Source organism: Corallococcus sp. 4LFB (assembly GCF_046520365.1).
Classification (GTDB): Bacteria; Myxococcota; Myxococcia; order Myxococcales; family Myxococcaceae; genus Corallococcus; species Corallococcus caeni.
On sequence record NZ_JBKGHJ010000270.1, the window covers coordinates 1 to 11,458 of the forward strand.

Here is an 11,458-nt window from a genome sequence, read left to right on the forward strand (position 1 = left end):
CCTCCCGCTCCATCCGGGCCGTCGAAACTTGTCCGACTGTTGGACCAGTTGGGAGAGCCGCCCTGGCCGGGGCTCCCGCTCCATCCGGGCCGTCGAAACTTGTCCGACTGTCGGACCAGTGGGGACCGCGTCGGGCGGGAGGTGTTCCGCCTGAAGGTCCGGGGGTCTGGCGCCTGCGCGTCCATGCGGTGCGAGCTCCCGCGGCGATGAGGCGATCCCCCCCGCAGGGTGCCCTTCCCTCCTGTGCGTTCATCCGGCTCAAGCTCCCGCCGCACGACGCCGGGGCGTCGCGATGCGTTGCATCAGGGCCTGCTCCACGGCCTCGGCGCTCGCGAGGGAGGCGTCCGCGAGCATGCCCTCCGCGCCCACCCAGTCGCCCACGCGGTACAGCCCTCCGAGGTGCGGCACCTCCACCGGGGGACGCCCGGTCAGCCCGCCCTTCGCGGCCTGGGGCAAACCGCCGCTGACGGTGAGCGACGGACGGAAGCGCCGCGCCACCACCTTCGCGCGCCATCCCGGCTGGAGCGCATCCATCACGGCTTCCAGCTCCGCCTCGCGGCACTCCGTGTCCGCACCGCCCAGGTACTTCGCCACGTGCACCATCGCGCCCCCTTCCGGGGCCAGCTTCGCGGAGGCCGAATGCACCGACGCGTACCAGGGCCCGTCCACCCCGAGCGCGAAGAACGCATCCGGCCTGGGCAGCGCCGACAATCCCAGCTCCAGCGTCGCCGCCTGGATGGGCACCGCCTCCCGCGCCTCCCGGGCCAGCACCGCGTCCCCAGGCACGAGCGCCGCCACGTCCCCGGGACTGCCCGCCAGCACCACCGCGTCCGCACGGTGCACCGTGCCGTCCGCGAGCCGCACGCCTTCGACCCGCGTGCCCCCGTCCTGGAGGACGACGGCCTCCACCCGCGTGGACAGCTCCAGCCGGACGCCGGCCTCGCGCCCCAGCCGCTCCACCGCGTCCACCAGCGTGCTCCAGCCTCCGTCCACGTACAGCACGTTCGCGGCGGTCGCGCACTGGAGCTGCTTCAGTGCCGCCTCCGCGCTGAGGGCGTCCAGGTCCGCGCAGTACGACGCCACACGCACCAGCGCCGCGATGAACGCCTGGCTGTCCTTTCGCGTCAGGCGCGTCTCCAGCCACTGCCGCATCGACATGGGCCCCAGCGGCCCCGTGTCGATGCGGGCCAACCCCGCCAGCAGCTTCGCCACCTCCAGCTTCCCGGCGAGCGACAGCACGTCCGTCGTCATGAGCGTCACGGGCCCACGAGGCAGCGTGTGCAGCCGGCCCGCGCGCAGCGCGTGGGAGCCCGTCGGCACCGGAACACCTCCCTGGGGCTTCACGCCCAGGCGCCCCAGCACCCGCAGCGCCGCGCCCGCCCGGTACAGGGCATGCGGCCCCAGGTTGAAGCGGAAGCCCTCCACCTCCGTCGTCCGCGCCCGCCCGCCCAGGTGCTTCGAGCGTTCGTACAACGTCACCTCGCAGCCGCCGCGCGCCAGCAACGCCGCCGCCGTGAGCCCGCCCAGCCCTCCGCCCACCACGGCCACCTTCATCGCCTGCATGTCCGTCCTCCGTCCCGGCGCCCGGCGCATTCCGGGCATCCAACGGCCACCACGAACGAGGACGGCGAAAGGTTACAGCGCGGGGCGCCTCATGCCCCCCGGTCGACCGGCAGCCCCGAGCGCGCGAAGGAGCCCCCCGCGACGTCTCGCCGCGGCGCACCTCCGGACGGCGGGGCAAGCACTGGAGGGCGAGCACGCGCGGGGGCTCCGTGTCCCGGTCCGCCCGCAGCCGCTTCGCCCGCCTCCAGAAGGCGGCGACGTTCAACCAGGGCTTCTCCACCGTCGACTTCCCGACCTCCGCGCTGGGGGAGCTGAACGCGAACACGCCCTGTCGGTGGGCAACAGGATGCGCGAGCGCGGCGTCGCGCCCGTAGACTGAAGCCCATGCTCGACCACACAGGCATCGGAGTCGCAGACGTCGCCCGTTCGACCCGCTTCTACGACGCGGCGCTGGGGGCGCTCGGCCTCCGCCGCGCCATGCAGCTTCCCTCGGACAGCGGAGCGGATGGCATTGGCTACGGCCGGGAGTACCCCATCTTCTGGATCGACCGCTTCCATCCGCACAGCGTGAAGCAACACACGGCCTTCGCCGCCACGAGCCGCGCCCAGGTCGACGCCTTCCACGCGGCCGCGGTGGCGGCGGGAGGAACCGACAACGGCGCTCCCGGGCTGCGCGGCGTCGAATCAGGCTATCCCGCCGGCTACTACGCCGCCTTCGTGCTCGACCCGGACGGCAACAACATCGAAGCGGTCTTCCGTCAGCCTCAAGGAGGTTGAAGGGCGCCTCACCGGACGGCGCGCACGAACTGCCCCGGGGTGATGCCGACGATGCGCTTGAAGTGCCGGTTGAGCAGGCTCTGGTCATAGAGCCCGACCTGGAGCGCGACCTCCGAAGGCGGCTGCCCCTGGGACAGCAGCCGCCGGGCCCGCGAGATGCGCAGGTGGGTGAGGTACGCGTGGGGAGGCATGCCCAGCGCCTCGCGGAAGGCTCGGCACAGGTGGAAGCGGTTCCAGCCCACCTGACGGGCCAGCGACTCCAGCGTGATGCCCTCCGGGATGGCCTCGTGCAGCGCCTCCACCACGCGCCGGACAGGCCAGCGGTAGCGCCGCTCTTGCGCGTCCGGGTGCCCCAGGCATTCCACCAGGGCGGAGAGGGCTTCGGCCAGGGCCGCCTGGAGCTCCAGGGCGCTGGACCGTCCCGCCAGGCTTTCGTCCAGCAGCGCGTGGAGGCGCACGAAGGCGGACGCCGTGGGCTGCTCCCGTTCGAGCTGGAGGTGGCGGAGACGGGCGGAGGCCGGAGCGCCCAGGGCCTCGCGGGCTTCGCTGACGAGTGACTCGTCGAAGGCGACCGACTGGAACCGGGCGGGCCCATCGCGGCGCAGGTCCCGGTGCACTTCGCCCAGCTGCTTGAGGTCGACCGTCCGGGGCGTGGAGGCGTGGACCCGGCCGCGGCCCCACCACTCCGAAAGGCCCCGCTGCGTCAGCGTCACCGAGAAGCGCTCCTTCACGGAGCGCAACAGCCGGCCATCCGTCCTGAAGCGCACCAGCTGTACTCCCGGCAGCTCCGGGAACAGGAAGGTCTGGACGGACAGCGGGCCATCCCGGGCGTCGCGATGGAGAGCGGGCACGGCGGGATCCTAACGCCGGCAACTGCGCTGGCCTGGGCGAAGTGGACCTGCTCGGCATGACAACAACGTCCAAGCCCGGCGTGGCTCCGGCCGGGTAGGCCTGGAGGGGAATCCCGGCCATCCCCTCACCCCGCCGGGCAGGAAGGCGTCATGACAGGCATCCAGGACAAGGTCATTGCCATCACCGGAGCCAGCAGCGGCATTGGCGAGGCGGCGGCGCTGCTGCTCGCCGGGCGCGGGGCGAAGGTCGTCCTCGGCGCGCGCAGGCTGGAGCGGCTGGAGCCGCTGGTGGAGCGCATCACGAAGGCAGGCGGGCAAGCCCTCCCTGCACGGACGGACGTGACCCGGCGCGAGGACGTGGCGGGGCTCGTCCGGCTGGCCTGCGAGCGATACGGCAGGCTGGACGTCCTCGTCAGCAATGCGGGCAGCCTCGCCACTTCGCCCCTGGACGAGCTGCGCGTCGACGACTGGGAGGCGCTGGTCGACACCAACATCAAGGGCGTGCTGTATGGCATTGCCGCCGCCCTGCCCGTCTTCCGCAAGCAGGGCTCCGGGCACTTCATCCACACCGCGTCCACCGCGGCGCACCGGATCGTGCCCGGCCAGGCGGTCTACGCCGGGACGAAGCATGCCGTGCGCGCCATCTCCGAAGGCTTGCGGCAGGAGGCGGGCGCCGCGCTGCGGGTGACGGTCATCTCACCGGGGATGACCCGGACGAACTTCCTCGAGCACGTGAAGGATCCGGAGACCCGTGCGCGGTTCGCGGAGACGTTGGAGAAGATCGCCATCGCGCCGGATGCGATTGCCCGGGCCATGGCCTTCGCCATCGAGCAGCCCGCCGACGTGGACGTGGGCGAGGTGATTGTCCGTCCCACGGCGCAGGGCTGACCGGGCGAGGGGCCGCGAAGGCGTCCCGGCTCGACCCGGGCCCCGGCGCCCTGTACGGTTCCTCGCGTCATGCGGCGGTCTGGAAACCCAGCGGGTAGACGGTCCGTGGAGACACGGTCCCCTGCCTCTCCGGGGTACCCCCGGGGAATCATCTCAAGGAGCACTTCCCCACGCATGGCCGACCTCGCGGCAAGCCGCGACGCTGGCCACGCCAGACGGGACAGGTGGGACCGGGCCGCCGCATGGCGGATGCGTGGCGCATGAGCGACCGGAACGTGGTGGCGAGGGCGCTCGCGTCCGCCTTCCTCGCGGCCCCCTGGAAGGTCTCCGGCCTGGTCGCGAACGGGGCCGAGGTCGTGGGCGGCCGGTTCCCGTGGCTCGTGTCGCTCGCGAGGAGCACGCTGAGGTTCTTTCCCCGGCCACCGCACGACCGGCTGGAGCTGCTCGCGGAGCTGCTCGCGACACGGCCTGCGTTCAGGCAGGCCTGCGCGAATCCCACGGCGCCGGTGCGGCTGTCGCGCTGGATTTCAGCGGCCCCGCAGATGGGGCGCCAACCGTGGCCCGTTCCAGCCCTGCCCACCCAGGCGGACCTCGCGGACTGGCTGAAGCTGACGAGCGCCCAGTTGGACTGGCTCGCGGACGGGGCGGGCCTGGAGCACACGACTTCGCCAGGGCGCTGGCGGCGCTATCGCTACACGTGGATACCCAAACGCAGCGGCGGTGAGCGGCTCCTGGAGCAGCCCGGCGAAGCGCTCGCGAGGCTTCAGCGCAAGGTGCTTCACGGCATCCTGGACCTGATTCCCCCGCACGAAGCGGCGCACGGGTTCGTCCGGGGCCGGGGGATCCGCGGCTTCGTGGAACCGCACATAGGGCAGAGCGTCGTCGTGCGGCTGGACCTGGAGGACTTCTTCCTCTCCGTGCGGCCGCCCAGGGTCTGGGGCGTGTTCCGTGCCGCCGGGTATCCGGATGGAGTGGCGGGGGCGCTCGCGGGGCTCTGCACGAACCGGACGCCGGGGGCGGTGGTCGCCAAGGCCCGGAAGGCAGGCAGCGCCCGGGAGGTGGACACGCGCTGGCGGCTGGCGCGGAGGCTGGGGTCGCGTCACCTGCCGCAGGGAGCGCCAACGTCGCCCGCGCTCGCCAATCTCGCCGCGTACCGGCTCGACGTCCGGCTCTCCGCGCTCGCCAGGGCGCTGGGCGCGCGTTACACGCGCTACGCGGATGACCTGGCGTTCTCGGGAGGTGAAGCCCTGGGCAGGAGCGCCCGCCGCCTGCTCCAGTGCGTGCGCCGCATCGTGCGCGACGAGGGCTTCACCGTGCGCGAGGAGAAGACGCGGGTGATGTTCCAGGGCCACCAGCAGTGGCTCGCGGGCGTGGTGGTGAATGAGCACCCCGCCCTCCGCCGCACGGACCATGACCGGCTGAAAGCCATCCTGCACCTTTGCCGCACCCGGGGGCCGGCCAGCCAGAACACCCACGGCCATCCCGACTTCCGCGCGCACCTGCTCGGAAGGATTTCCTGGGTGACGCACCTGCACCCCGCCCGAGGCGCCCGGCTGCGCGCGCTCTTCGACCAGATCGTGTGGGATTGAAGGCCAACAACTCACGGTCGCCACCGTGGAGGGCCTTCTGCGTCTGGGATTGCCAAAGGCCCGCCCGGAGCCGTGAGGGTGCCCGGCCGGACGGGGCCCGGCGCGGCCGCTCCCTGAAACGCGCGGAACGGAGGTTCGCGGTCCGCGTGTTTCAAGACCGGGAGGGACCGTGGCACGCAAGGAGTGCACCCACGCCGGGCCGAACACCGATGTGCTCTTCCGCTTCCTGGTCCAGAGCGCGAAGGACCGCGCCATCTTCGGCATCGACCTCCAAGGGCACATCATCAGCTGGAACCCAGGCGCCGAGCACATCAAGGGCTGGCGCGCCGACGAGGTCCTGGGACAACACTTCCGCATGCTCTTCCCCGAGGACTCCCGCCAGCAGGGGTTTCCGGAGGCGGAGCTGCGGGAGGCCCTCCAGACGGGACACTTCCGGGGTGAGGGACCACGGCTGCGCAAGGACGGGAGCCGCTTCATCGCCGAGGTGGACCTGTGGCTGCTGCGCGACGACACGGACCACCCCTGCGGGTTCGTGAAGGTCACGCAGGACATCACCGCGCGCAAGCAGGCGGAGGAGGAGCGGGCGGTCCTGCTTGCCCGGGAGCGGGCGGCCCACGCCGAAGCGGCAGCCGAGCACAGGAAGCTCTATGCCATCTTCGAGCAGGCCCCGGTGGGCATCGCCATCTTCCGGGGCCCCTGCCACGTCATCCAATACGCCAACCCCGTCCAGCGCCGCTTCTGGGAGCGGGAGCGACAGGAGGTGCTGGGCAGGCCCTTCCTCGAGGTGCTCCCGGAGGAGCTGGGGCCGGCCGTCATCGCGAGGACCTGTGACCCCGTCTTCCAGCAGGGGGAGTCCCGCACCTTCACCGAGGAGCGCTGCCAGTTCACCCGCCGAGACACGGGCGAGCGGGTGGAGCGCTACTTCAACTTCACGCACGTGCCCATGCGGGGCCCGGATGGCACCGTGGAGGGCTTCATGGGGGTGTCCTGGGACGCCACGGACACGGTGAGGGCGCACCAGCGCGCGGAGGCCCTGGCCCGGCAGCTCCAGGACCGCGTCGACTTCGAACAGCAGCTCATCGGCATCGTCAGTCATGACCTGCGCACCCCGCTCAACGCCATCCACCTGACGGTGAGCGCCATGGCCCGCCGCGAGGAACTCGATGCGCGCAGCGCCCAGTCCGTGCTGCGCATCCAGTCCGCCGTCCACCGCGCGGCCCACCTCGTCGGGGACCTGCTGGACTTCACCCGGGCGCGGCTGGGCGGAGGCATCCCCATCGCGCCCCGCGCCGCGGACCTGCACCAGGTGGCGCGGCAGGTGCTGGATCAGGTGGACGCGGCCCACCCCGGCCGGACCCTGCGGGTGCAGGAGCGGGGCGATGCGAGCGGACACTGGGACCCCGAGCGGCTGGCGCAGGTGGTGCAGAACCTGGTGACCAACGCCCTCAAGTTCAGCCCTGACCCCAGCCCGGTGCAGGTGAAGACCCGGGGCGACGGAGAATGGGTGTGCCTGTCCGTCCACAACCCGGGCCCGACCATCCCTCCCTAAAAGCTGCCGGGCATCTTCGAGCCCCTCCAGCGCGCGACCTCGGAGGTGGACTCCACCGGCCGCAGCGTGGGCCTGGGGCTCTACATCGTGAAGCAGCTGGTGGAGGCCCACGGCGGCACCGTCGCCGTCACCTCCACCCTCAAGGAGGGCACCACCTTCACCGTGCGCCTTCCCCGGAGCAGGCCCGAATCCGCCGTGTCGCCCGGGCAGTGCCCCCGCGCCGCGGGTCCGGGTGATGACGGTGGGCATCGGCCGGTGACGGGAGTCACCAGCCGTGCTCCCGGCGGCCACCGGCGCCTGCCCGTGAAATCCGTGGGTTGCCAGCGGATGCCCGGCCGGACGGGGCTGGCACAGCCGCTGCTATGGGCTCCCGTGTCGCTTCAACCGGAAACCCCCATCCCTTTCGAGGAACCCCCACCATGGCCCTCTCGCCCCTTCGCAGCGCCTCCACTCCCGTGTCCCGCATGCCGGTGCAGGACGCCGCCCCCTGCCGTCCCGCCAACCTCCAGGGCGGCGGTGTGGAGGGGCTCGCCTCCGGGCCCATGGGCATGAAGCGGCGCACCCCGGGCGTGGAGAGGCTCCAGCAGGACGGCTTCGACGTTGGCTCCAGCAAGAGCGCGGAGCTGGGCAAGCTGTTGCAGGACACGCTGTCGGCGCTGAGCTCCATCGTCCAGCTGGTGGCGCAGGCGGCGGGCGGCGCGCGGGGGCTCTCCGGTGCGCAGGGCGCCTCCGGTGCGCAGGGCGCGCAGGGTGGGAAGTCCGGCTCGGGTTCGCCGCCGTTCTCCGACAGCAGCTTCACGCCCGCGGATTCGTCGCGTCCTCCCGTGGCGCTCAACGGCAACACCGGCGTCGTGGGGCCGGGGGCGTCTCAGCAGGCGTCGTCCACGGGGGGCTCGAAGCTGGGCGGCAACCTGCCCGCGGGGCTGGAGAAGTTCCGGGGCGCCATCGAGTCCGCATCCGCCAAGACGGGCATGCCGGCGGAGATGCTGGCCGCGCAAATCTGGCAGGAGTCACGCGGCAACCTGGAGGCCGTCTCCACCAACGGCGGCAACGGCCTGACGGACACCGGCCTGATGCAGGTCAACCCCAACACCTACGGGGAGCTGCAGGCGAAGCACCCGGAGCTCCAGGGCAAGGACCTCTCCGACCCGGAGACCAACATCCTCGCGGGCGCCTTCTACATGAAGGACATGAAGGAGCAGTTCGGCAGCGATGAGCTGGCCCTGCGCGCCTACAACTCCGGCCCCAACGGCGTGGACAAGAGCAACCCGGACGCCATCCCCGCCGGCACCGGCGACGCCACCTACGTGCAGAAGGTGAAGTCCTTCATGAACACGCTGGCCACCGGCCAGGGCTCGCTGCCCGCGTAGCGCCCAGCGCATGACGCACCCATGACGGAAGCATTGCGTCCCCCGGGGGACCGGGGCGGGAGCGGCATCCAGCTTCGCGTGGCGAGCATCGTGCTCCACGACGCCCAGGGGACCCCGCGCCTCAAGCTGGAGGTGGACAAGGGCGGCAAGACGCGGACCGTCGGCCTGACGCCCGCGCCGGAGTCACCTCAGCGCGTGGCGGGAGCGCCGCCGCCCTGGCTGTAGCTGTCGCAGAGCGCCATGTACTCGTCGCTGTCCATGGCGAGCGCGGAGACCCGCATCTTCTTGACGCGGGGCTTCGCGAGCGTGGTCTTGATCCGCACCATCTTGAGGACCGGGAGCCCCATGTAGGACTGGTCCACGTAGAGGTTCTCCTGCATGTCCTCCCAGGCGATGAGCACGCCGTCCGGGAAGCGGATGCCGTCCCGGCCGATGAGCAGCACGGGCCTGTCCAGCCTGCCCAGCGCCGTGACGCAGTTGAAGAACATCCAGGCCGAGGCCAGGGTGATGAACGCCACGAAGATCCAGACGTTGCTCTTGGGGAGCGACTGCCAGGTGAGCACGCCGAAGAAGACCGTGGCCAGCGTCCAGATGACCACGCCGGAGATGAGCTTGAGCCGCGAGTAGTAGATGCCGCGCGGCTGCTCCGCCTGCTTCCTGGACTGGGGGGAGCGGTAGATTTCCATGTTGGATGTCCGTGGGTGCGTCAGCCGGCCAGCCGGTCTGACAGGTAGGCCAGCAGGACTGGCGCGTTGATGACCTTCGCTTCGTCGAACTTCCGGGTCCTGCCCTGGGCGACGATGATCAGCTCGCGGGACGCGAAGCCCAGGTCCACCTCGTCCTGGAGGCGGATGCTCTCGATGTCGTCCCAGCGCCAGAGCCGTCCCCGGTGGGTGAGCCCCGCGTCGCCCAGCGTCAGCGGCCCGAAGCGCACCGGCTGCCCGGCGGAGACCTGGAGGCTCACGCGCTCCAGCAGGCGCGAGACGACCTGCCCCAGCACGGCCTCGCGCAGCGCGCCCGCGTCGCTCCACAGGTCCAGCCGCAGCCGGAGCGTCCCGCCCGCGTGGCGCAGGATGAGGCGGTCGTGCGCGTGCTGTTCGACGATTTCCCGCACGTCCCGCCACCGGATCCGCGGGGTGCCGGCGCGCAGCCCGTCTTCATCCACCGTCAGCGCGTGCGGCGCCCGCAGCCAGGCGAAGAGGTCCCCGGCCCGCCACCCGAGGACGTAGATGCAGCAGGGGATGCCCAGCAGCAGCAGGGAGAAGCCGAACGGGCTGCGCAGCACGTCCTGGATCATCCGGTGCGGGAGCAGGGGCACGCCCAGGGGGTCCAGGAGCGCCGCGGCCTCGACGTAGAGCAGGGCCAGCCCCGCCAGGAACCAGGTCAAGGAGTGTGTGGGGAAGACCTTGCGGTGCGAGCGCTTCAGTGACGCCTCCAGACGGCGCGGCGTCTATAGACAATCACCCCTGTCTCCGCGACGTGTTTCGCCCCCCGGGCGGACGTTCTCGCGGCCTGGGAAAAACACGCTCGCGGACTGAGACAGCACTGTCTGACCTTGCCTGGAATCTCCTTTATCCAATCACAGACACGCTCCAGCCCGCGGGAGTCACCCCTCCAGCTTCGCCGCGGGCACGCGCACGGTGAAGCGCGCGCCGCCCAGCGGCCCGTCCTCCACCTGGAGGGTGCCGCCGTGCTGCGTGACGATGGCGTGCACGATGGAGAGGCCCAGCCCGCTGCCGCTCGCCTTCGTCGTGAAGAAGGGCTCGAAGAGCGCCCGCGCACGTCCTCCGGCACGCCCGGCCCGTTGTCGTCCACGCACAGCGCCACGTCCCCGCCGTGCGCGCTCGCGCTGAAGCGCACCCGTCCTCCCGGCGGCGTCGCCTCCAGCGCGTTGAGCGCCAGGTTCAGCAGCACCTGCCGCAGCCGCTCCTCCTCCCCCCACACCTCCAGGCCCTCCGGCGGCTCCACCTCCAGCGCCACGCCGCGCTGCTCGGCCTGCCAGGCCAGCAGGCCGCCCACGCGCTCGAACAGCGGCGCCACCGCCACGGCGGCCGACCTGAACTCGCGCGGGCGGGCGAACTGGAGGAAGTCCTCGAGGATGTGATCCAGGCGGCGGATCTCATCGCGCACCAGCAGGAGCGGCTCCAGCAGCGGCCCCTGCGCGGCCTCCTCCAGCCTGCGCACCCGGCGCTCCAGGACGGTGAGCTGCAGGACGGCGGCGTTGAGGGGGTTGCGGATTTCGTGCGTCAGCCCCGCGGTCAGCGTGCCCACCGCGGCCAGCTTCTCCGTCACCTGCGCCCGCCGGGCCAGCACCTGCTTCTCGCGGTGCAGCCGCACCTGGCGCAGCGCCTGCTCCAGCGTCACCAGCAGCTCCGGGGTGGCGCAGGCTTGAGCAGGTACGCGCACGCGCCGCGTGCACCGCGGCCACCGCCGCCTCCAGCATGCCCAGGCCGGTGAGCAGCACCACCTCCCCGTCCGGCACCAGCGCCTTGAGCCGGGGGGCCAGCCGCGTGCCCTCGCCGTCCGGCAGCCGGATGTCCACCAGGGCCACGTCGAAGCCCGCCGGCGCCCGCTCCAGCGCCCCGCGCAGCTCGTCGCGACGGAGACCTGGTAGCCCTGGTCCTCCAGCAGCTCCTTCATGTTGTCCGCGAGGGCCGCGTTGTCATCCACCACCAGCACCCGGGGCCGCTCCCCCGCGCCGCCCGGCGCCGTCACGCGCCGCCTCCATGCACCTGCTCGAGCGCGGCGAGCAGCGCCCCGGTGTCGAAGGGCTTCTGGACGCACCGGCCCTCGAAGTCCCCGGGCAGGGCCTCCGGGAAGGCCGTGACGACGAAGGGGTGGCGGACGGGAAGCGCTCCCGCACGCGGCGCA

At 72.1% G+C, this 11,458-nt stretch carries 10 protein-coding genes and 2 pseudogenes; 7 read left to right on the plus strand and 5 right to left on the minus strand.

Translation table 11 applies throughout. The features are described 5' to 3' along the window. Positions 1-258 precede the first annotated feature (258 nt). Complete coding sequence (locus tag ACLEQD_RS25740; RefSeq protein ID WP_410387608.1) at positions 259-1,563, minus strand: phytoene desaturase family protein; 1,305 nt, start codon at positions 1,561-1,563, stop codon at positions 259-261. 209 nt (positions 1,564-1,772) lie between these two features. Here ACLEQD_RS25740 and ACLEQD_RS25745 point away from each other — a divergent pair, with 209 nt between their 5' ends. Both ACLEQD_RS25745 and ACLEQD_RS25750 read left to right on the plus strand, forming a co-directional pair. Further along, complete coding sequence (locus tag ACLEQD_RS25745; protein ID WP_410387610.1) at positions 1,773-1,937, plus strand: hypothetical protein; 165 nt, start codon at positions 1,773-1,775, stop codon at positions 1,935-1,937. Positions 1,938-1,947: 10 nt separating this feature from the next. Then, positions 1,948-2,340, plus strand: a complete 393-nt coding sequence (locus tag ACLEQD_RS25750; protein WP_410387612.1) for a VOC family protein — start codon at positions 1,948-1,950, stop codon at positions 2,338-2,340. A gap of 8 nt (positions 2,341-2,348) precedes the next feature. Here the strand turns inward: ACLEQD_RS25750 and ACLEQD_RS25755 are convergent, their stop codons facing one another. Continuing rightward, positions 2,349-3,191, minus strand: a complete 843-nt coding sequence (locus ACLEQD_RS25755) for a helix-turn-helix transcriptional regulator (RefSeq protein ID WP_410387614.1) — start codon at positions 3,189-3,191, stop codon at positions 2,349-2,351. Positions 3,192-3,341: 150 nt separating this feature from the next. Here ACLEQD_RS25755 and ACLEQD_RS25760 point away from each other — a divergent pair, with 150 nt between their 5' ends. The 5 genes and pseudogenes from ACLEQD_RS25760 to ACLEQD_RS25780 all read left to right on the plus strand — a co-directional run bounded on the left by ACLEQD_RS25760 (position 3,342) and on the right by ACLEQD_RS25780 (position 8,812). Then, complete coding sequence (locus tag ACLEQD_RS25760) at positions 3,342-4,079, plus strand: SDR family oxidoreductase (protein ID WP_410387616.1); 738 nt, start codon at positions 3,342-3,344, stop codon at positions 4,077-4,079. Positions 4,080-4,339: 260 nt separating this feature from the next. Beyond that, positions 4,340-5,668, plus strand: coding sequence for a reverse transcriptase family protein (locus ACLEQD_RS25765; protein ID WP_410387618.1), 1,329 nt, complete (start codon positions 4,340-4,342; stop codon positions 5,666-5,668). Between the two features lie 211 nt (positions 5,669-5,879). Continuing rightward, positions 5,880-7,769: pseudogene (locus ACLEQD_RS25770) on the plus strand (PAS domain S-box protein). After that, positions 7,682-8,587, plus strand: coding sequence for a lytic transglycosylase domain-containing protein (locus tag ACLEQD_RS25775; RefSeq protein WP_410387620.1), 906 nt, complete (start codon positions 7,682-7,684; stop codon positions 8,585-8,587). The pseudogene ACLEQD_RS25770 and the gene ACLEQD_RS25775 overlap by 88 nt, the downstream one beginning before the upstream one ends. Positions 8,588-8,608: 21 nt before the next feature. After that, entirely contained in the window at positions 8,609-8,812 is a 204-nt protein-coding gene (locus tag ACLEQD_RS25780) for a hypothetical protein (RefSeq protein WP_410387622.1), read from the plus strand. Here ACLEQD_RS25780 and ACLEQD_RS25785 read toward each other — a convergent pair. From ACLEQD_RS25785 to ACLEQD_RS25795, 3 genes and pseudogenes are all read right to left on the minus strand, one after another. Further along, complete coding sequence (locus ACLEQD_RS25785) at positions 8,776-9,273, minus strand: hypothetical protein (RefSeq protein WP_410387624.1); 498 nt, start codon at positions 9,271-9,273, stop codon at positions 8,776-8,778. The genes ACLEQD_RS25780 and ACLEQD_RS25785 overlap by 37 nt on opposite strands. 20 nt (positions 9,274-9,293) lie before the next feature. Further along, positions 9,294-9,974, minus strand: coding sequence for a hypothetical protein (locus tag ACLEQD_RS25790; RefSeq protein WP_410387626.1), 681 nt, complete (start codon positions 9,972-9,974; stop codon positions 9,294-9,296). 219 nt (positions 9,975-10,193) lie between these two features. Further along, a pseudogene (locus ACLEQD_RS25795) lies at positions 10,194-11,227 on the minus strand (sensor histidine kinase). Positions 11,228-11,458: the final 231 nt, after the last annotated feature.